The sequence below is a fragment of the Nonomuraea sp. NPDC004580 genome (assembly GCF_040609855.1).
GTDB lineage: Bacteria > Actinomycetota > Actinomycetes > Streptosporangiales > Streptosporangiaceae > Nonomuraea > Nonomuraea salmonea.
This window is the reverse complement of record NZ_JBEXLH010000015.1, coordinates 143,201-163,921: the sequence shown is the minus strand read 5'-3', so window position 1 is coordinate 163,921 and position 20,721 is coordinate 143,201. Positions and strand designations below refer to the sequence as shown.

Genomic DNA, 20,721 nt, shown 5'->3' with positions numbered 1-20,721 from the left:
TGGATCGGCTTGGTGTTCTTGAGGAACTCGATCCAGCCGGTGCCCGAGTAGTCCCAGTACAGGTCGATCTCGCCGGACTCGAGGGCCTTGCGGTTGGGTACGGTGCCGCCGAGGTTCGTCTTGTCCTCGATCTCCGCGCCGTGCGCCCGGAGCAGGTGCACCGCGATCTTGCCGAGCATGATGTTCTCGGTGAAGTCCTTGGAGCCGACCACGAGCTTGGCGCCCGCCAGCTCGTCGCCGGCGCTGCCCGTTTCGACGGAGCCGGAGCCGCCGCACGCGCCGGCCGACAGGGTCAGCGTCGCGGCGGCGAGAAGGGTGAGTGTCGTCCTGAGGGGACGGAAACGCATGTCAGAAACACCTCGTGGGGGTTGCGTGGGGGAACTGCCTGACGAAACGGGGGATCTCAGGGGGGCGAGATCACATGCCGCGCGGCTTCAGCGCGTGCTCGGCCAGACCGCCGAGCTGGTCGAGGATCGTCAGCACCGTCGCGGAGACCGCCGTCGAGCTGCCGCGTGCTCTCGGCGAAGCGCAGGAGAGGAGCCCGACGCCGATCGCCGTGGCGATGGCCAGGGCGATCGCGACGACCAGCGCGTGTTCGGCGGCGGCCGGCGAGAGAGTGTCCCAGCCTGAGACCACGTACTCGCCGAAGCTCATGAAATGACCACCTTCGCTTACGTTTACATCGATCCGCAAACGTATGCGAACTGTTGCGATCAGCGCAAAACTGAGTGCAGCTAGCGCAACATGAGTGCAACGCTTTCGTTATGGACGGACAGGGAAGAGCGAGGAGGCGCCGGTGTCGTCGGCGGGGCTCCGCCGGGACATGGAGATCCTCGAAGTACGACGACTGGCCGGGTACGCGATCTCCGATGTCGAGGTCGAGGGCGGCTCGGCCGGGCTGTCCGGCCGACCGGTCACGTTCGACCTCGGGCCCGGCGAGGACGATCGGCCTGCGGCGTCTCCGGGGGATGGGGGACGCCGCAGGTCAGTCGCGGCTGTCGGCGGAAATCCGGGGCCGCGGACCGGGACGGAGCCGAGCGCATCCTCTCGCACAACGTGTGTCCCGCATCGTGTTTCTTGGGCACGCCCAGCCCCCTGTCCCTGCATGGCGCTCTCCGACCTCGAGTCGCCACCGGCGATCTCTTGCGCAGTGCAATCGTTGTCCGGCTTCGAATACCGCTGATGAGCGGGCGGCTGCAACGCATCACAGATCTGTTGCAGTATGCAATATTTTCTTGGTATATCGAAACATATCCGGATGGAAGGGTCATTCGGTGTGCCCCCAGCCGCTGTGTGGCGCGGCAGACGCTCTGGTGTGCGGGCTTCGGCGGTGCTAACGTCCGGGACGGAGCGCCGGGAAGCCTGGTCGGCATCGTTGCGCATGATGCCGACCGCGGGAGAGAAGGCGCGATGGAACTGCTGCAGCTGCCCGACATCGATAGCTCCATGCTCGGCCTGGTGGGCGGTAAGGCTGCCGGGCTCGGGGAGATGATCAAGGCGGGTGAGCGCGTTCCCGACGGCTTCTGCCTGACCGTCGAGTCCTACCGGTCGGGGCGGCTGCCAGAAAGGGCGCTGGTCGAGGCGTACGAGCGGCTCGGCGGCGGGCGGGTGGCGGTCCGCTCCAGCGCCACCGCCGAGGACCTGCCGGACGCCAGCTTCGCCGGCCAGCAGGACACCTACCTCAACGTCGAGGGGACGGCGAAACTGGTCGGCGCGATCCGCCGCTGCTGGGACTCCCTGTTCACCGAGCGGGCCGTCGCCTACCGGGCCGCCGCCGGCATCGACGAGGCGGCCATGGCCGTGGTGGTGCAGCGGATGATCGACCCGGTCGCGGCCGGGGTGCTGTTCACCGCCAACCCCATCACCGGCTGCCGCACGGAGATGGTCATCGACGCTGCGCCGGGCCTGGGCACCGCCGTCGTCGACGGCACCGTCGTGCCCGACCACTACGTGCTCGACCGGCGGACGCCGGCCGTACCGAACCCCGGGGGTTGTCTGAGCGCGGAGCAGCTAGGCGAGCTGCGCGCGGCCGGGGCGCGGCTGCAGGAGCGTTTCGGCTCGCCGCAGGACGTCGAATGGGCGATCGATGGCGAGGGCACGCTGTGGCTGCTGCAGTCCCGGCCGATCACCACGCTCTTCCCGCAGCCGCCCGACACCGGCGACACTCGGCTGTACCTGGAGTTCGGCCACATTCAGGGCATGCTCCGCCCGTGCACTCCGATGGGCGTGTCGCTGCTCAAGACCGGCGGAAGTATGTGGTTCCAGGCAGCGGGCGCCAAGATCGACCGGCGTGACCCGTTGCCCCGATTGGTGTCGATCGGCGGCCGGCTCTACTTCGACGTGACCGACTTCCTGCGTAGCAGGACCATGCGCGAACGCATCGGAACCTCTCTGGAGGTCTACGGGCCGAGGGTGCGGGACGCCGTGCGGCGCATGCTCGACGACCCGCGGTTCGCGCCGCGCCCCGGCCTGCCCTTCCACCTCGGCAGCGCGCTCAAGGGCTCCTTGCGGATGATGCCCCCGGGGCTTGCCGGAGTAGTGTCGAGCCTGTCCAACCCGGCTCTCGCGCGAGCCCGCGCCTACCGCGGCGTCGCGGAGATCAAGCGCATGATCGTTCCGCCGGGCGAATCCGCCACGGCCGCCGATCGGTTGCGCTGGGTCGCCGAAGACTCCCACAAGGCGGTCATGAGCATCGACATGCGCGGGATCCTGTGGCCGCTGGCGGCAGGCATGATCGCCGGGACGGTCCCCGCCGCGTTGCTCAAAGGCATCGCCACGGCCGAAGAGCTCGACAAAGTCCTCGGCGGCATGCCCTACAACGTGACCACGCAGATGGACCTCAAGCTCTGGGACCTGGCGGTGACGGCACGCGAGCACCGCGACCTCTTCCTGGGCACCTCCCCGGAGGAGCTCGCCGTCAGGTACTTCGCCGGCGAGCTTCCCGACATCGGGCTGGCCGGCTTCCTGGCCACGTACGGCATGCGTGCGGCGGCCGAGATCGACGTCGGCGTACCGCGCTGGGACGAGGACCCGGCGCCGCTGTTCGCCATGATCGCCAACTACCTCCGCGTCGCTGATCCTGCACAGGCGCCTGATGTGCGGTTCAAAGCGGCAGCGGCCAAGGCGGAACGGATGATCGAGACGCTGGCACGGCGGGCACGGCGCAGGCGTCCGATCCGAGGTCGGCTGGCGGTGTTCTTCATGCGCCGCTCGCGGCAGCTCACCGGACTGCGGGAGATCGCGAAGTTCGCCTGGCTGCCCGCGATCCAGGCATGCCGGCGACAGCTCCTCCTGGCCGGCGCGGACCTGGCCGGCCGCGGCCGGCTTGAGCGCGCCGACGACATCATGTTCCTGACCCTGGACGAGGCGCGAGCCGCCGCCCACGATCAGGCCGGCCAGGGGGAACTGGCCGCGATGCGGCGTGCGGAGCACGAGCGGGAACTGCGCCGGCGCGTCGTCCCCGGCGCCTTGCTGTCCGACGGGACCGACGTGGAGATGCTCGCACCCGCCGAGCCGGCACAGGACGGCGTGCTGACCGGTATGTCCGGGGCCGCCGGGCGGGCGACCGGCAGGGCGCGGGTGATCCGCGATCCGGCCGGAGCCCGCATCGAACCAGGGGAGATCCTGGTCGCACCCACCACGGATCCGGGGTGGACCCCGCTGTTCCTGACCGCGGCCGGCCTGGTGACCGAGACCGGTTCCCCTGTCGCGCACGGCCCCACAGTGGCCCGCGAGTACGGGATCCCCGCCGTCATCTGTGTCCGTGACGCGACGAATGAGATCAAGACCGGACAGCTGATCACCATCGACGGCGCATCGGGGACAGTCCGTGTGGAACCCGAGTGACGTCGGCGAGGGGTGGTGCGGGACTTCAGCGTGCCGAGATGCCGTGCACCGGTGGCGGCCACAGCGGCGTGACAGACACCTGAGCGTTGCGAAAGCCCATCGATGCCGTTTCCCCACTGCGCGATTCACTGCTGCGCGATTTCACCACTGCGGGATGAGCAGGGTTCCGGAGGCATGCCGCCGCCAGGTCTCGGCGAGGCGAGCCACCCGGGCGGGCGCGGCGATCCCTCGCACGGTTGCGATCCGGCCGTCGGCCAGGTCGAACGTCACGACACCGGCGACCCGGTCGCTGACCACGAAGAGGATGGCGGGAGCCCTGTTGACGAGCGCGTAGTGGACCTCCGACGCGCCGCCGGCAAGACGCCGTTTGGCGGGTGTGGGCTTGAACCCGGCCCGTACGACCGCGGCGATGCGCTGCGAAGTGGCGTATCGCAGCAGCGTCCCGACCAGGCCGGCTCCGTCGGAGATGGCGGTCGCGTCTGCGGTGAGGAGTGCCACCAGCCGTTCCGTCCGCCCGGAGAAGGCGGCGGCGAGGAACTCCTCGACGATTCTCCGGGCGGATGCCGGGTCGACCTCGCCGCCCCGGCGGCGCGCCGCGGTGACGCGGTGCCGGGCCCGGTGAAGGTGCTGCTGGCTTGCGGACTCGCTGATGCCGAGCATCTCGGCGATCTCGGCATGGCTGTAGGAGAACGCCTCGCGCAGGAGGTAGACGGCCCGTTCGACGGGGGACAGGCGCTCCATGAGCGTCAGCATGGCGAGGGAGACCGACTCGCGCTGCTCGACGGTGTCGGCCGGGCCCAGCATCGGGTCACCCTCGAGGAGGGGTTCGGGAAGCCAGGCGCCGGCCGTGCGTTCACGGCGCACCTGCGCCGAGCGAAGCCGGTCGAGGCACAGATTGGTGACGATCTTGGTAAGCCAGGCCTCCGGCACCCTGATCCGCCGTCGGTCGGCGGCCTGCCACTGCAGGAACGCGTCCTGCATGACGTCTTCGGCGTCGGCGGCGGAGCCCAGTAGCCGGTACGCCAGTGAGGCCAGCCGAGTGCGGCTGGCCTCGAACCAGCGCGGACCAACGCCCTGGCCGATGCCCTCTACAGCCCCTTCGAGCCGGCGGACAACCTGGCCCGTATGACCTCCATCGACCCTGCCGGCCGGCGCTCCTACACCGGCTGGGACCGGGCGGCCCAGGCCACCGTGGCCAACCTGCGCCAGGCGGCCGGCTTCGCCCCGGACGACCCGCGGCTGGCCGAGCTCCTCCGCGATCTCGCCGGGCGGAGCGCGGACGTCGCCCGGCTCTGGAACGCCCACACCGTGCAGGGTAAGACCCAAGACGCCGAACACTTCCTGCACCCCGACGTCGGCCCGCTCACGCTCACCTACCAGGCCTTCGACGTCCGCGACGCCCCCGGCCAGCAGCTCGTGACCTACCACGCCGAGCCGGGCAGCGCCAGCGCCCAGGCCCTCGGCCTTCTCGGCTCCATCCACGCCACCCGGCGCCAGAGCGAACCGTGCAGGTGAAGGGCTGATTCGCCCGGGACGGTCGTTAGACTGCGGCCGTACAGTCCGGCGGCGGTCGCCCTTGGCGTGCCTCCGATCAGAGGGAGGGCCGATGGGCGAGACGCAGTTCCTTTGGGGCGTGGTGCTGATCTACCGGACGGATATAGGGGGCGGTTACGCACCTCCACGTTTCAGTGAGGACGTGAGGGTGGTGCGCGCCGATTCGGAGGACGCCGCCCGCGACGTGGCCTCAGCACTGGGACGGGAGGACGAGGTCAGTTACGGCAACGCCTTCGACGAAGAGGTGACGTGGCGGTTTCTCGGAATAGCGTCACTGCAACTGCTTCAGGTGGACGAGCCGGAGGCAGGGGTCACTCTGCTGTCGCGGTCCTTCGACAGCCTGAACCGCTACCGGGACCTGTTCGAGGCCGATGATCTGCCGGAAGAACCTCAGGACCACCCGTGAGCGTCCCCTGCTCGGGGGGCCAAGGGCGCGCGGTTCGCCGCCTCACCGCACTCGTGGCCGTTACAGGAACCGGCGCCCCCGCGAGTAACAGAGCACTTTGAAAGAAGGTCTCGCGTTTCGCCTGCCTCAAGCTTGAGGAGGCGCTCTGGGGGGTCACTTCTGCCTCGGCGTCGTCCTGTGAGCCGGTTCCGAAGGGAGAGGCACATGACGCAAGCACGCAGCAGCGGACGAGCACGGCCTGCGGTCGCGGGGGAAGCGCCCGACACCAGCGCCTCGTCCATGTTCGTGACCGGGGCGGTCCCGCGCCGGCGCGGACTGATCGTTCTGCTCGCGAGCCTCATCGGGTTCGTGCTCACGACGGTGTGGTCGGCGGAGTTCGTGGACCAGACGATCGGCGGCAACGTCGCCGGCACGCTGCTCGGGCATGACCCCACGGAGACGCCGATCGCCGGCATGGCGGCCGGGATCGTGTTCGCGTTCGTCAGCGGGCTGGCGGGGTCGTTCACCGCGTGCAACATCGCCTGCTTCGGGGCGGTCGCGCCGATGATGGGCGGGGTCGGCAGCCGATGGGGGCGGTTGCGGCAGTCGTTACGGCCGCTGCGGTGGCTGGCCGTGGGCATGGTCACGGTCTCGGCGGTCTACGGCGCGATCGTCGGCTTCGTCGGGACGAGCATGCCGCAGTTCTCCACCGCGCCGACCGTGCCGGGAACGTTGTCCGCACGCAGCGTGCAGTCGATGGTGGTGTTCGGGCTGATCGGGCTGTGCATGCTGTACATGGGGCTGGCCGCACTGCGCCTGGTGCCCGATCCGTTCGGCCGGATCGCACGGCGGTTCCCGAACGCGCCGATGGTGTTCATGGGCGCGCTCATCGGCGGGTTCCTCATCGGACGGCCCTACCCACTGTTCCGGCAGATGTTCCGGGACGCCGCCGAGAGCGGCAACCCGCTGTACGGGGCAGCGGCGTTCGTGCTGCAGTCGGTGGGGAACATCGTGATCATGGCGGTGCTGTTCATCGTGCTGTCCGTCGTGGCGGGCGGCCGGCTACAGCAGTGGCTCACGGCCAAGCCGGGCCGGATCGCGGCTCTGACCGCCGGATCGCTGATCATCGCCGGTGCGTTCACGTTCTTGTACTGGGACGTCCGCCTGCTCGCCCGCCGCGAGATCATTCCCTGGTATCCGACCGCGCCCTGGTCCTGACCGGCCGGCTTCGAGCGCCGGGACGCGGGCTCAGCACATCGGGACGGCTCTTCGCCATGGGGGAGTAGGTCATGATCGTGCCCATCACTCCGGACAGCTGGATGCGGGTCCGCCGTGCCCTCGATGCGACGACGGATCGGTTCGCCGAGTTGCTCGTGGCAGCTCGTGCTGTGCCGGCGAAGGCGACCGTGCACTGGTCGGTGGGGGAGACGGCGGCCCATGTGGCGACCCTGAGCAGACTCCTGGTCGCCATCACCGACCCCGGGGCCGGCCCGTTCCCGTTCTCGGGCGGCAAGGAACTCGTGCGCGAGACCGTCGTCGACACGGTTGCCCGGCTGAACGAGGTGCTGCTGGGAGAGTTCACCGAGCGGGATCCCGCGGTGCTGGCCCGGTTGATCCGGGCCGACATCTCCAGAACCCTGGAGGCCACTGAGGCGGTCGATCCGGTCGCAGCCGTTCCATGGCTGGGCGGAGCCCGGCTCCCGCATGCGGGTCTGCTCGCCCACATGGTGAACGAACTGCAGATTCACGGCTGGGACATCGCCAGAGGGGCACGGCTGCCTTGGACGGTGCCGCCGCAGGAGGCCGGTCTGTTCTTCGACCTCTTCCTTCTTGGGGTGATCCATTACGGCTATGGCCGGCTGCTGGAAGGACATGGGCCCGTCCCGAGGGGACGTATCACCGTGGAGTTCAGCTCTCCCTACACCGCCAGCAGAGTCATTGCGCTGACCGGCGGTTCCGTCACGGTCGAGCAGCCCAACGGCAGGCCTGACGCGCGGCTCTCCTTCGACCCGGTCACGCTCAACCTGATGTTGTTCGGACGCATCAGCAAGTCCCGCGCGGCGCTGACGGGCAAGGTCGCCGTGCGGGGCGGGCGCCGTCCTTGGCGGCTTCCCGCGTTCATGCGGATCGTGCGCCTCCCTTCGTGATCAGTCGGGCCCAGGGGGTCCCGTGCTCGTGGCAGGCGTATTCGACCAGCTTCAAGGATCACGTGCGTTCACGACGGCAATCCGCGCCGGCCGCCGGTGAATGGCCGGAGGCGTTTCTTCAAACGTGCTCAGATCGGCGCCGGCTTGAGATGAGCGCGTCAGGGTCTTGTCGCATGCCGCCCGCACGGATTATCAAGGATGGGTCCGGAACGCGAGGAAGCGGCTCGCATGAAAGCACCGGAAAATGATCGCCTACGCACAGTCATGGAAGTTATCCAAGAGTAATGGATTGAATAGTGAATCATTAAGTCGATCTTCGCTGGCACGCTCGATAATCCCGGCGAGGGTCCTTTTCTTCGGGTTCCGGCCCATCACTTATCAGCGTTCACGACACCCTCAAGGCGGGCCGCCCGCCGGCTGTCACGCTCCCATGTTCGGCCTGGCGTCTCCCGGGTCGCCGCCGTCTGAGAGGTGCCACCGACGTGGCTCTCCCACTCTTCATGCCTCTTGACCAGGGTGAATGTCACCTCTGTCGGTCGAGGTGCCGGATGCGCGGCGCGCCGCCCGTGCCCCTCGCCCGCTTCGGCCTGCCAGTGGCCCGGCGGCGCCTGTCGCGCGGCGGAATTGGCATAAAAAGGACATGGTTCAACACTTGCAGCGGACGGTCACATAAATTAAGAAAGAGGGGGCGCGCGAGCAATTCACTGGGGGAGTGGAGCTGGCCGGTCGCCGATCAACCACGACTAGTAGTTACGGGGGTCGCTCTGTGGGCAGCAGCATTGAGGACTCGATTGTGGGCGTCATCGCAGCCATGCAGGAGAACCTCGGTGAACGATTCACAATCGACGACATGGCGCGCATCGCCATGTTCAGCAAGTTCCACTTCTGCCGCGCCTTTCGCGCCTCCACCGGAATGTCCCCGGCGAGGTTCCTGGCGGCGCTGCGGCTCCAGGAAGCCAAGCATCTGCTCGTTTCGACGTCGGACGGCATCGCGGAGATCAGTAACAAAGTCGGCTATACCAGTGTCAGCACCTTCACCACCCGGTTCAGCGCCTCGGTAGGGGTGACCCCTGGAGTCTTCCGCGCCCAGCGCGGCCGGACCTCGCATCCCCGCACCTGCGATCAGCACACGCCGGCCAAGGGGGGCGGCGCGGTCATACAGGGCAAGGTCTCGGCGAGTGCTCCGTACGATGATTCGACCGTGTATCTCGGCCTCTTCCGCGACGTCGTACCGGAGGGCACACCCATCCGGAGCTTAGCCCTCGACAAGCCAGGGGTCTTCGAGATAGGCCATGTACCGGACGGCACATGGCACCTGCTGGCGTACACCGCGACACCCCCTCGGTTGCCCGGCTCGGACGGCGTCCGGCTGAGCGTGCCGCGATCGGCGATCGCAGCCCAGGGACCGTTCCATGTCAGCCAGGGGTCGGTGCTCAGCTGCGTGGACCTGCGTCTGCGGTCCACGCGCGCGACCGATCCGCCCGTCCTGGTCGCACCGTTCGACGCCCGGTGGGAGCCGGCCATGGCGACGGTCGGCTGAATCGCCCGGACCGCGCCGGTCGTGGCGTCACTCGTTCTCCAGGGCGGCGGCTCCTCGGTGGTCGGCCGCCGTCCTCACGCCTGATCGATCGCCTGCTGGACGCCGTACACCCGGACCGCACGTGGCGATCCGGGTGTCGTGCCGGAGACCTGCTCCGGCCGGGGGCCGCTGCTCGTCCGGTTCAGGAGGAGGCCGGCGCTTCCTGGACGAGGGCCGCGAACTGCTGCTCGAGGATCTTGTCCGGGCTGTTGGCGTACAGCTCCGCCAGAGGCGCCACCGTGGCGTCGGGAAAGATGTCCTCCTCGCCCTTGGCGACCGCGTCGAAGATGGCCTGCGCGGCGGATTGCGGGGTGGCCTTGGGAACCTGCAGTTCCCGCACCATGTCGGTGTCGATGGGGCCGGCCAGGACCGCGTGGAACTTGACCCCCCGAGGCCCGTAGAACGCGCGCAGCGTCTTGGTCAGCGAGTACGAAGCCGCCTTCGAGATCGAGTACGACGGGAAGGGCGGCAGCGGCGCCAGCGCGACCACGGACATCATGGTGATGACGGCTCCGCCGGAGTTGACGAGCGCCGGCAGGAACGCCTGGGTGACGGCGTTGGTGCCGTGGAAGTTGACGGCCATGTGACGGTCGAGCACGGACGGGTCGAACGGAACGTCGGGCAGCATGATCCCGGCGTTGTTGATCAGGATGTCCAGCGACTCGATCTGACTGGCGGCCCCCTGGATCTGGGCGGGGTCGGTGATGTCGAGCGTCACCGGGGTCACGCGCTCGTCCGAGTGGTCCAGCGGCTTGCGGGTGCCGCAATAGACCTGCTTGGCGCCCCTGGCCAGAGCTTCGGTGACCAGCGCCTGCCCGATGCCGCGGTTGGCCCCGGTCACCAGCAAGGTCTTGCCTTCGATGCTCATGTTGCTGCTCCTTTTTCTGATCGGTCAGGCGAGAATCATGTGCAGTCGGCCATTGATGACGGATCGGGAATTCGCAGAAATCGGCGGGACCACTTTCTCGATATACCGCCGAGGTTAACAGCCGGCCGATCGTCGTGGCCATGACTCCGATCGAACTTGGCAATATGGAAGAAGCGGAGATGTGGATGCCTGAATGCGGGGCCCGGCGGCCCCGCGCGATTGTTCGCATCGGGCCGCCGGCGGTGCGCCCCGTCCTTCAGGCCAGGACGGGGCACGGTCGCGGCGGCGGGCGGTTACTGCGGGCCGGGGCCGATCATGGGGCTGTTGCAGTAGGCCGCGATCTTCCACCCGTCGTCCCGCTTGGCGAGCACCCAGGTCGCGTACGAGGTGCGCTGCGGTGGAGCCTCGCTCTCTCCGGGGAGCAGCACGCCCGTCTCGGTGACGACCACCGCGGTCTCGTCGTTGAGGAAGCGGACGTTGCGGACCTTCTCCGAGGCCCCGGTGCCCTTCATCGGGCCGCTGAACAAGAAACCGATGGAGCCCTTGATCTCCCCGCGCGACTCCATGTAAGAACCGGGCAGGGTGGCGGAGGCGTCATCGAGATAATCCGCGACGAAGAGGTCCGCGTCGTTCTTGTTCCACGCATCGTGGACGCCCTTGACAGCGGCGAGGACAGCAGTCTCGTCGCTCTTGTTTATGGCCATGCCTAACCTCGTTCTGCTCGTGCGCCGAGAACACCGCGGACGGCCGCTTGACAGGTGCGAAATTCACGGCGCTGGGAATGGACTTCGAAAGAATGAGAGAGTTTTCGGTCCTCCTTCTGCCATTGAGGTGCGGCCGTTCGCCGGTCACGACGACACGGACGGTTCTTCTGACAGGCGGCGCAGCTGGTGCTGGACGACGCTGTGCGCCGGGTACGCCAGCGACATCAGCGCGCCCACCGCGGAAAGGCCCGCGCACAACCACATGGCGTCGCCGAAGCTGGAGATGAAGGTGGCGGGGGAGGTGTAGTTGCCCGGATGGGCGAAGACGCTCGCGGTGAGCGCGACCCCGAAGACGCCCCCCAGTTCCCGCAGCGTCGCGCTGGTTCCCGAGGCGATGCCGATCTGGTCCGGGCCGACCGAGGTCATCACGCCGTTGGCGACCGTCGGGAAGACGATGCCGATGCCCACACCGGCGACCAGCAGCGGACCGAGGATCTCACCGAAGCCCATCCCCGGCTCGACCGCGAACGCCACCCAGCCGAACCCGATCGCCTGGAAGGCCATGCCCATCGCCATGAACACCCGGTTGCCGTACTTGTCGGCCAAAGGGCCGACGATGGGCCCGATGAACATGGAGACGCCCGTCCAGGCCAGCAGATGAAGGCCGGCCATGAGCGGGGAGTCGCCGAGCCCGTCCTGGAAGAACTGGGCCATCAGGAACAAGGTGCCGAACAGCGGCGCGTACATGAAGAAGTTGACCCAGCTCGCGGCGTTGAACGCCTTGTTGCGGAAGAGCTCGAGGCGCACCATCGGTGCGCGCCGGCGGCCTTCGACCACCAGGAACACCGCGAGGACCACCCCGCCGGCGATCAGTGACGCGATCACCTGCACGTGTCCCCAGCCGACGCTGCTGACTCGCACCAGCCCCCAGGCCAGCAGGAAGGAGCCGGCGCTGCCCAGCGCCAGCCCGTACAGGTCGAGTGACTGGCGTGGCCCGTAGCTTTCGGTCAGTCGCGTGAGCGTCAGGACGGCGGCCACCAGGCCGATGGGGACGTTGACCCAGAAGATCCAGTGCCAGTCGAGGCCGGTGACGATGGCGCCGCCGAACACCGGCCCGATCGCGACCGCGAGACCCGAGACCGCGCCCCATGTGCCGATGGCGGTGCCACGCTTCTCGACCGGGAACGCGTCGCTGATCAGCGTGAGCGAGACGGGCATGAGGATGGCGCAGGAGAGCCCCTGGACGGCGCGGGCCGCGATGAGCACGCCGATGTTCGGTGACAGTGCCGCCACGACCGACGTCGCGGCGAAGAGGATGAGCCCGATCGCGTACACCTTGCGGCGGCCGAACCGGTCGGCCAGCGCGGCCATCAGCAGCAGGACGCAGGCGAAGGTGAGGACGTAGGCGTTGATGGTCCACTCGAGGGCGCTGAGGCTCGCCTGGAAGCTGGTCCGCAGCTCGGTCAGGGCGGTGGTCACCACGAGCGTGTCCAGGGCGGTCATGAAGACGCCTACCGAGCTGAGTACGAGGGTCCAGCCTTTGTGCGGCGCTGCTGCTCCGGTGTCAGCGGATGCCATGGCGTGCCAACTCCTCCAGGGAAGGTTCTGCACTGCAACGAAATTAGGTTCGCATTTTCAACTAGCTACTTCAATTTTTGCACCTGTGAGCCTACAGAGGGCTGGCGAACACGCGCAACAACATCACGCCGATCGGTGTGGCGAACGTGCCCCTTCGATGACCCGGCCCGGTGGGGCGACCGGCTACTTGATCACGGTCCTGATCAGGCGGTCGTCACCCTCGATTCGCACGCGCCCCGCCGCGATGGCGTCGTCGAGCGTCTCGTCGCGATTGACGAGCGACTTCAGCGTATGGGCGTCCATCCGCACGAGCGCGTCGGCCTCGTAGGCCGCAGCGCGCGCGATGGCCAGCCCCGCCTCGTCGAAACGCAGGGTGAATCGGTCGTCTCCGACGCGCATGTCACAGACGCCGGTGACGGGCATGCCGCCGGGGAAGAAGAACTGAGCCTGCGAGCGCAACGACAGCAGCAGCGAATCGACGGTCGAGGGGGCGTGCTTGTCCCACCACGGCGACATCACCGCCCAATTGCCCAAAGCGAACAGGACCGGCTCCAGGGACCGGCCCCAATCGGTCAGCTCGTACACGTTCGTGCTCACCGGGACACCGGCGCGCTGCCTGCGCAGCACGCCGATCCCCTCCAGATCGCGAAGCCGTCTCGTCAGGATGTTCGAGCTGGCGCCGCACAAGCCATCGCGCAGATCACTGAAACGCTTCGGCCCGAGCATGAGCTCGCGAACCACCAGGAGCGCCCAGCGCTCACCCACGAGATCCAGCGCATGGGACACCGGGCATCCCTCGCCGTAGCTGCGCCTCTTCTCCATGCCGCTACCATACTCCGTCATGTTCATGCCTCTTTGCGCACGATAAAGGGCTGACAGCGCACCCCTGTCCTGGTGACATCGGCAGGGCCGCGGCCTCGGACGGCTTTCAGCGGGCCGGCCCGGCAGCGGCGCCGGCGACCTCCGCGAGGTAGGCGGCCGCCTTGTCGGGATCGAAGAACCACTCGGTGAAGTCGTTGGGGTCGTCGAACCCCGCGATATAGCGATTGCCGATCGCCGGGAACCGGCTCGCGGCACCCAGGATCTCCTGCACGTGCGGGGGCGGCGGCGCCAGCGCCATGTTCGACCACTCGGTGGTCACCCGACCGTGCCGCGCCCAGAACGTCTCGAAGACACGTTCCATGAACGCGCCGTCGAACGGCCGATCCCCGTGCTCGATGATGGCGTCGAGGTAGCTGGCCGCGGACCTCGCGGCCATGTTCGCCCCCTGAGCCGTGATGGGGTCGTTGGCCACGACCACGTCGCCCATGCCCAGCACCCGGCCGCCGGAGGGCAGCGTCGCGACCGGCCGCCGCACCGTGGGGGCGAAGCCGCCGCGCAGCGTTCCGCCCGCGTCGGTGAGCTCCAGCTTGCCGTACTGCTCGCACACCCAGGGCACATGCCGCTCCAGCAGCTCGACGAAACGGTCCAGATGCTCCTGCGCAGAGGAGACGTCGCCGAACACGTCCAGCGCGCCGCCGGGTATCGCCTCGAAGAACAGGATGTGGCACGGACCGGAGGTGGTGATCGCCGGCATCACGATCAATTCGCCCCGTCCCGGCAGGAGGTGGAAGTCCACTGAATGATCGCCGGGGCCGGCCGGATCCGGCTGGAAGCCGTTGACGTAGACGACCGAGAGCATGCGCTGCGGCCGTGTGTAGGGCGAACGGGCCGCGTCACGCTCGAACACCTCGGCCAGCGGGCCCTTGCCGGCCGCCACGACGACGAGATCGTAGCCGGCCGCCCACTTGTCGAGGTCGGAGACGGTCGCGGCCCGGATGACCACGCTGCCACCGCGTTCTTCGAACAGCCGGAGCCAGCGCGACATCTTGACCCGCTGGTCGATGTCGGCGCCCGGCTTCTTCAGCGGGGCGCTCCACTCGAGCACGGGAGCGGGACCATCACCGCCCAGCATGAAACGCGTGCCGGGGGTGTGCGGCGGCTGCCCGTCCCAGAAGAAGATCCCCAGGTCGCGCTCGTACCTGAGGGTGCTGTCGAACTGGAATTGCGTGGACATCACGTTGCCGTGCTCGATCTCCTCGGCCGTGCGCGCCGACACCACGGTCACGTCGTACCCGTGCTGCTGCAGCCCGAGCGCCAGATGCAGCCCGGCCTGCCCGGCGCCGACGATCAGTATCCTGCGCATACCGCGTCACCTTCTCTGATGGCGGCCGACGACTCGTCCGCGTCCTTCATGTCCCTGTGTCCTCCTGTCGTGAGCACCGGCTACGGCGTGGGGAAGAAGGTTCGTACGAACTTCTCCCAGGCGCGTTCGCCGAAGATCACCCGTTGCGGGCGGAGCAGCCGTACCGGGATGCCGATGCGGTACCGGATGCGCGGCTTGCGTACGCTGATCGCCTTTTCGATGACGGCGGCGACGTGGTCGGCGCGCAGCGACATCCGGCCTCGGCCCTTGGGATGCTCGACCTCCCGGTACGCTCCGTGCCACACGACGAATCGCTCCCAGAAATCGCCGTAGGGATCTTCTTCGTCGGCGCTGGGGGCGAGCCCCAGGTCGCCCACGGTGGTGGGGACGAACGCGCCGAGGATCGGGGACGGCTCGATCACGACGACCTTGATGCCGAAGCGATGGACCTCCAGCCGCAGCGAATCACCGATCGCCTCGATCGCGTGCTTGGTGGCCTCGTAGTAGCCCCGCCCCGGCGTGGCGAAGAGCCCGAAGATCGAGGACATGATGACGATGCGGCCGGCTCCCTGGGCCCGCATGCCCGGGAGCACCAGCTGGGTCATCCGGGACAGGCCGAAGACGTTGGTCTCGAACTGCTGGCGGACCGAGTCCATCGGGGTCTGCTCGATCGTGCCGTTGAGGCTGTAGGCGGCGTTGTTGATGAGCACGCCGACCGCGCCGTGCTCGGCGGTGATCCGGTCGACCGCCTCGGCCATCGACTTCTCGTCGGTGACGTCGACCCGCAGGGTGGTGATGCCCTGCTGCTCCAGGTCTTTCAGGCCCTCCAGACTGCGGCCGCTGGCGTAGACCGGCCATCCCGCCCGGTGCAACCGCAGCGCCAGCGCTCGTCCGGTCCCGGAGGAAAGGCCGCTCAGCGAGGAGATACCGGTGATCAGGACCGCGCGCGATGGTCGCTGCATGATGGGCTCCGGCATCAGTCGGTCGCGGCGGCCGTGGCCGTCGCGGAGGTGTCCGGCACGCTCTGCTGCGAGATGCGGCTCCGTGTCACGGTGGTGCCGAGCCCGAGCCCGTCGACGAGACGGGTGATGAAGTTGAACAGGGCCGCGCAGAAGAACGCCTCGAGTAGATCATCGGCCGTCCAGCCGGCGTCCAGGGCGTGCCGCCAGTCCGCGTCCGTGATCCGATAGGCGCTGACGCTGAGCTTGGTCAGCAGGTGCAGGAGCACCCGCTCGCGTTCGTCCACCGGCAGGTCGTCGGGCGACTGCGCCCTTTCGATCGCGTCGGCGAGTTCTTTGGAGCCGCCGAAAACCTGAAGGAAGAAGTTGTGCGTGCCGACGCAATAGGGGCACTGGTTCACTCTCGAGGTCCAGGCGGAGATCAGTTCCCTGGTCTGCCGCGGTAGCCGGCCGTGATTGAAGACACCGTTGTAGCCGGCCAGCATGGTCTCCAGGAGTTCGGGCCGGGAGGACACCAGCCGGAACATGTCGGGCACGAAGTCGAGTCCGGTCACCTCCTTGGCCCGCTCGTAGAGCTCCGCCAGCCGTCCCGTCGCGTCCGCCTCGTCGATCAGCGGAACGCGAACCCCTGCGTTCGAATGCATCTGCCTACCCTTCTTCTCCTCTGTCGGCCGAAGCGCGTTCCCGGGTCAGCGATCGCGCAGCAACGCCGCCGCTCGTTCGCCGATCATGACGACGGACAGGTGCGTGTTCGCGCAGACCATGCTGGGCATGATGGACGCGTCCACGACGTGCAGGTTGTCCACCCCGTGCACGGCGCAGCGCTGATCGACGACCGCGCCCGGATCGCCGGCCGGGCCCATGCGCGTGGTGCCGACCGGGTTGTAGGCGCTGTCGACGCCCTTTTCGATGTAGTCGCGCAGGGCCTGGTCGTCGTCCATGACGCGCTCGTCGACCGCGACCAGTTGCTCACCCTTGTCGAGGATCTTCGGTGAGCTCGCCAGCTCCCAGCAGCCTCGGACGCCGTCGGCCAGCAGGCCGTAGTCGCGCTCGTCGGACAGGTATCCCAGATCGACGGCGGGTGCGATGTACGGGTCGGCGGAGGCGAGAGTGACCCGGCCGCGTGAGAATTGCCGGCGCAGCACCACCATCACGCCGAACACCGCCGTGGCCCCGGCGACCCGCCGCAGTTCGGGGAAGTGGTGGGTGAGGTCGAAGCGGTTGACCGCCGCGTAGTACTGGTCGTTGAAACGGTCGGCGGTCGTGCGGGTCACGATCTGGCCGGTCGACTTGCCCTCGTTCTCGTAGCCCGGTTTGGGCGTCATGAAGACACCGATGCGCGGCTGGTCGGTCAGCCCGGCGCCCACGCCGGGCAGATCCTGCCGGACGTCGACGCCGAGGGCACGCAGGTCCTCCGCGGGCCCGATGCCCGATCGCAGCAGGATCGCCGGCGAGCTGATCGCTCCGGCCGCCAGGATCACGCGCCCCGCGTGGATCGTCTCATAAGCGCCGCCGTCGATGGCCACGACCACGCCCGCCGCACGATCACCCTCGAACACGACCCGGTCGACGCTGGAGCGGGGCAGGATCGTGAGGTTGTCGCGCTCGGCGGCCGGCCACAGGTACGACATCGCGGCCGAGACGCGGATGAGCGGATCGCGGCGGTTCGACGGGATCGGCCCGACCCCGGTCGAGTCGGGGTGGTTGTGGTCCTCGGCCCACGGGTGGCCGGCGGCGAGGCAGGCCTCGCGGAACTCCTGCTGCAGTTCGGTCAGTTCCTCCGGCCGCCACCGCCGGATGGGCACCGGGCCGCCGCGACCATGGAAGGCGCGGTCGCCGAAGTCCAGGTCGTCCTCCAGGAACCGGAAGAACGGCTCCACGTTCTCCCAGGACCACAGCGGGTTGCCGGCGGACGCCCACTCCTCATAGTCCTGCGGAGTGCCCCGGATCGCGACGGTGTTGCCCACGGCCGAGGAGCCGCCGGTGACCTTCGCGAGCGGGAACATGACGCGGCGGTCCCGGGTGAGCCGAGCCGTGAAGCCCCAGCTGTGATTCACCAGCGACATCGTGTTGGCGTCCAGCAGGTCGGGCGGGGTGGACGCGGTCGCCCGATAGTGCGGCCCGGCCTCGATCAGCAGCACCCGGCGGCTCGGGTCCTCGCTCAGCCGGGCCGCCAGCACGGCGCCGGCACTGCCCGCCCCTACGACGATGTCGTCAACGTCAGAAGCCTTCCACGGCGACATGAATGCTCCTCAACGCTTCCTGGCGAGCCCGCACCACATGGGCAGCGGCTTGGGCCCGGAGGCGCCGGCCGGCGGGCGCCACAGCTCGGTCTCCACCACGCCGGGCGCCACGATCTCCATGCCGTCGAAGAACCGTTCGACCTCGGTACGGGTCCGCCGGGTCACCGCCTCACCGGTCTGCTTGTCCATTTCGGTGAGCATCGCGTTCATCGCCGTGTCCGCCTCGTCCTTGGCGAAGTGGGACAGCGCCAGGTAACTGCCGGAAGGCACCGCGGCGAGCAGATCGTCCAGGATCCGCTGGGGGCCGTCGGCGTCGTCGACGAAGTGGAGCACCCCGAACAGGACGAGTCCGACGGGCTGGGAGTAGTCGAGCGTGGTGGCGGCCCGGGGGAGGATGTCCTTGGGGTCGTTGAAGTCGGCCTCCAGGAACACCGTGTCAGGGTCGGAGGCCAGCAGGTACTGCCCGTGCGCGACGACGGACGGGTTGCTGTCGACGTAGACGACGCGGCAGCCCGGCGCGACCGCCCGCGCTGCCAGGTGGGTGTTGCCCATGGTCGGCAGCCCGCTGGCGAGGTCCAGGAACTGCCGAATGCCGCACTCTCCCGCCAGATATCCGACGATCCGGCCCAGGGCGTCGCGCGCGGCGTGCAGGTCGACGCGCACGCCCTCGATGCCGCCGGTCTCGCCCGGCCAGTTGACGAACGCGTTGTCGCCGATGGCACGGTCGGGTGCGTAGTGCTCGGTCCCGCCGAGCAGATAATCCATGATCCTCGCCGTGTTGGGGATCATCGGGTTCACGCCGGCCGGAGCGTGGCCCGGATCCTTCATCGTCGGCTGGCCCTCTCGCATGCTGAAGCCTCCTTACGCGCCCCGGTGCCGGAGCTCGCGGCGTTGACGAAGACAGCGTGCCGCTCCTTCAGGGGCGGGGGCTTCTTTCTGCGTGCCCAGCCCGCCCGGCGGTGCCGGGCAACGCGGGAGTAGTCCGCCCGGTCCGGCCGATGCGACGCTCAACAGGACAGACGCCCCCGCGTCCAGAAGCGACGTGGCCACCGTTTCGCGTCGCGCCATCCGCAGCCCTGATCAGCGAGGATCATCTATGACGCCCCAGTACGATGACATCGTCGTCGGCGCCGGCTCGGCCGGCGCCGTGCTGGCCGCACGACTGAGCGAGGACGGGGCCCGCCGCGTGCTGCTCCTCGAGGCCGGCCCGGATTACCTGACACCACAGGAGACTCCGGGCGACATCCGCTCCGGTAACGCGATGTCCTTCAGCGACCACGACTGGCAGTTCAGAGCCGACATCCGGGACGGGCGCCGGATCCGCTTCCCGCGCGGCAAGGTGACCGGCGGCTCGTCGGCCGTCGGCGCCACGGTCGCGCTGCGCGGCATCCCCGACGACTACGACCAGTGGGCGCGAGCCGGGAACCCGGCCTGGTCCTGGCAGGAGGTGCTGCCGTACTTCCGGCGTCTGGAGGACGACCTGGACTTCGGCGGCGAGTATCACGGGCAGGGCGGCCCGTACCCGATTCGCCGCTGGCGCCCGGACGAGCTGCTCCCCGTGCAGTCGGCATTCGTCGAGGCCTGCCTCGAGGCCGGCTTCCCCGAAGCCAAGGACCACAACCACCCCGAGTCCACCGGAGTCGGGCCCATCCCGTCGAACCGGCGGGACGCCGCGCACCGGGTCACGACCGCGATGGCCTACCTGGCGCCGGCTCGCGGCCGCCCCAACCTGGACATCAGAGCGAACACGATCGTCGACAGGGTCGTCTTCGAGGGCGGCCGCGCGGCCGGCGTGGTGGCCGGCCGGACCGGTGGCGGCTACGAGACGATCAGCGCACGCCGGGTGATCCTGGCGGCCGGGTCCGTGGCGTCACCGATGATCCTCATGCGGTCCGGCATCGGCCCGGCAGCGGAGCTGCTGCGGCATGGCATCGACTGCCTCGTCGACCTCGCGGGCGTCGGCGCCAACATGGTCGACCACCAGCGAACCGGCGCGTTCCTCACCCCGAACCCCGGAGCGTGCGACCCGTCGGTGCCGTTCCTGCAGCAGATCCTGCGCACGACCGCGGCCGGCTCGGACGAGACCAACGACCTGCAGTACTACATGGTCAACCATTTCGACCTGACCCACTTCCCCGAGCTGCAGATGCTCTCGGGCACAACGATGATCTTCGGTGTCATGGTGGTGTCGCAGCGGCCCCGCTCCCGCGGAAGCCTCAGGCTGACCTCCCCCGACCCGCTGGCGCCGCCGGAGATCGACCTGAACTTCCTCGGCGACGACGGCCGGGAACTCGACCTCCTCGTGGACGGCGTGCGCACGTGCTGGCGCCTGGCCGACCACCCGGGAATCCGCAAACTCGGGCAGAGCTTCGTGATCCTCCGCGAGGCCATGATCGATGACGACGACATGATGCGGCAGTACGTCAGAACCAGCATCGACAGCGCCTACCACCCGGTCGGGACGGCGCGCATGGGCCCGGCCGCCGACCCGTCGACGGTCGTCGACGAGCGGTGCGGGGTGCACGGCGTACAGTCCCTCTACGTCTGCGACGCCTCGGTGATGCCCGGCACCGTCCGCGCCAACACCAACCTCACCTCCATCATGATCGGAGAGCGCACGGCGGACTGGCTGCGCGCCTAGCGAACACAGCGGACCGGCCGGGCGGATCTTCC

19 protein-coding genes are annotated in these 20,721 nt (G+C 68.7%); 7 read left to right on the top strand and 12 right to left on the bottom strand.

Annotation, left to right across the window (positions count from 1 at the left end; translation table 11 throughout):
* On the bottom strand, positions 1-347 hold a 347-nt coding region (locus ABZW11_RS18685; RefSeq protein ID WP_355418562.1), incomplete at its 3' end, for a glycine betaine ABC transporter substrate-binding protein.
* A 70-nt stretch (positions 348-417) separates the two neighbouring features.
* Positions 418-654 carry a hypothetical protein gene (locus ABZW11_RS18680; RefSeq protein WP_355418560.1) on the bottom strand — a complete coding sequence of 79 codons (237 nt, stop codon included), beginning with the start codon at positions 652-654 and terminating at the stop codon, positions 418-420.
* A 756-nt stretch (positions 655-1,410) separates the two neighbouring features.
* On the opposite strand from ABZW11_RS18680, the gene ABZW11_RS18675 reads away from it, so the two are divergent.
* Complete coding sequence (locus tag ABZW11_RS18675) at positions 1,411-3,846, top strand: PEP/pyruvate-binding domain-containing protein (RefSeq protein WP_355418558.1); 2,436 nt, start codon at positions 1,411-1,413, stop codon at positions 3,844-3,846.
* A 141-nt stretch (positions 3,847-3,987) separates the two neighbouring features.
* On the opposite strand, the gene ABZW11_RS18670 is transcribed toward ABZW11_RS18675, so the two are convergent.
* Positions 3,988-4,929 (bottom strand): sigma-70 family RNA polymerase sigma factor, encoded by a 942-nt coding sequence (locus ABZW11_RS18670; protein ID WP_355418572.1) that lies wholly within the window; start codon positions 4,927-4,929, stop codon positions 3,988-3,990.
* Between ABZW11_RS18670 and ABZW11_RS18665 the strand changes: the two genes are divergently transcribed.
* From ABZW11_RS18665 to ABZW11_RS18645, 5 genes are all read left to right on the top strand, one after another.
* A complete protein-coding gene (locus ABZW11_RS18665; protein WP_355418570.1) occupies positions 4,921-5,361 on the top strand; it encodes a hypothetical protein in 441 nt (146 codons plus the stop codon). The two genes, ABZW11_RS18670 and ABZW11_RS18665, sit on opposite strands and share 9 nt — an antisense overlap.
* A gap of 91 nt (positions 5,362-5,452) precedes the next feature.
* On the top strand, positions 5,453-5,806 hold the full coding sequence (locus ABZW11_RS18660; protein WP_355418556.1) for a DUF4288 domain-containing protein: 354 nt from the start codon (positions 5,453-5,455) through the stop codon (positions 5,804-5,806).
* Between the two features lie 204 nt (positions 5,807-6,010).
* On the top strand, positions 6,011-7,003 hold the full coding sequence (locus ABZW11_RS18655) for a hypothetical protein (protein WP_355418554.1): 993 nt from the start codon (positions 6,011-6,013) through the stop codon (positions 7,001-7,003).
* 71 nt (positions 7,004-7,074) lie between these two features.
* The gene (locus tag ABZW11_RS18650) at positions 7,075-7,932 is read left to right on the top strand and encodes a maleylpyruvate isomerase N-terminal domain-containing protein (protein WP_355418552.1); all 858 of its coding nucleotides are present in this window, start codon (positions 7,075-7,077) and stop codon (positions 7,930-7,932) included.
* A 766-nt stretch (positions 7,933-8,698) separates the two neighbouring features.
* Positions 8,699-9,472, top strand: a complete 774-nt coding sequence (locus tag ABZW11_RS18645) for an AraC family transcriptional regulator (RefSeq protein ID WP_355418550.1) — start codon at positions 8,699-8,701, stop codon at positions 9,470-9,472.
* Positions 9,473-9,653: 181 nt separating this feature from the next.
* On the opposite strand, the gene ABZW11_RS18640 is transcribed toward ABZW11_RS18645, so the two are convergent.
* The 9 genes from ABZW11_RS18640 to ABZW11_RS18600 form a co-directional block, all read right to left on the bottom strand.
* Positions 9,654-10,379 (bottom strand): SDR family NAD(P)-dependent oxidoreductase, encoded by a 726-nt coding sequence (locus ABZW11_RS18640; protein ID WP_355418548.1) that lies wholly within the window; start codon positions 10,377-10,379, stop codon positions 9,654-9,656.
* 293 nt (positions 10,380-10,672) lie between these two features.
* Positions 10,673-11,083, bottom strand: a complete 411-nt coding sequence (locus tag ABZW11_RS18635) for an SgcJ/EcaC family oxidoreductase (RefSeq protein ID WP_355418545.1) — start codon at positions 11,081-11,083, stop codon at positions 10,673-10,675.
* Positions 11,084-11,227: 144 nt separating this feature from the next.
* Positions 11,228-12,661, bottom strand: a complete 1,434-nt coding sequence (locus tag ABZW11_RS18630) for an MFS transporter (protein ID WP_355418543.1) — start codon at positions 12,659-12,661, stop codon at positions 11,228-11,230.
* 183 nt (positions 12,662-12,844) lie between these two features.
* Positions 12,845-13,510, bottom strand: coding sequence for a helix-turn-helix domain-containing protein (locus ABZW11_RS18625; protein WP_355418541.1), 666 nt, complete (start codon positions 13,508-13,510; stop codon positions 12,845-12,847).
* Between the two features lie 79 nt (positions 13,511-13,589).
* The gene (locus ABZW11_RS18620; protein WP_355418539.1) at positions 13,590-14,846 is read right to left on the bottom strand and encodes a styrene monooxygenase/indole monooxygenase family protein; all 1,257 of its coding nucleotides are present in this window, start codon (positions 14,844-14,846) and stop codon (positions 13,590-13,592) included.
* Positions 14,847-14,926: 80 nt separating this feature from the next.
* Positions 14,927-15,808: an SDR family NAD(P)-dependent oxidoreductase gene (locus tag ABZW11_RS18615; RefSeq protein WP_355418537.1), complete on the bottom strand. Its 882-nt coding sequence runs from the start codon at positions 15,806-15,808 to the stop codon at positions 14,927-14,929.
* A gap of 14 nt (positions 15,809-15,822) precedes the next feature.
* The gene (locus ABZW11_RS18610; protein WP_355418535.1) at positions 15,823-16,449 is read right to left on the bottom strand and encodes a peroxidase-related enzyme; all 627 of its coding nucleotides are present in this window, start codon (positions 16,447-16,449) and stop codon (positions 15,823-15,825) included.
* A 45-nt stretch (positions 16,450-16,494) separates the two neighbouring features.
* Complete coding sequence (locus ABZW11_RS18605) at positions 16,495-18,048, bottom strand: GMC family oxidoreductase N-terminal domain-containing protein (RefSeq protein ID WP_355418533.1); 1,554 nt, start codon at positions 18,046-18,048, stop codon at positions 16,495-16,497.
* Between the two features lie 9 nt (positions 18,049-18,057).
* A complete protein-coding gene (locus tag ABZW11_RS18600; protein ID WP_355418531.1) occupies positions 18,058-18,897 on the bottom strand; it encodes an SAM-dependent methyltransferase in 840 nt (279 codons plus the stop codon).
* 247 nt (positions 18,898-19,144) lie between these two features.
* Here ABZW11_RS18600 and ABZW11_RS18595 point away from each other — a divergent pair, with 247 nt between their 5' ends.
* The gene (locus ABZW11_RS18595; RefSeq protein ID WP_355418529.1) at positions 19,145-20,689 is read left to right on the top strand and encodes a GMC family oxidoreductase N-terminal domain-containing protein; all 1,545 of its coding nucleotides are present in this window, start codon (positions 19,145-19,147) and stop codon (positions 20,687-20,689) included.
* Positions 20,690-20,721 lie beyond the last annotated feature (32 nt).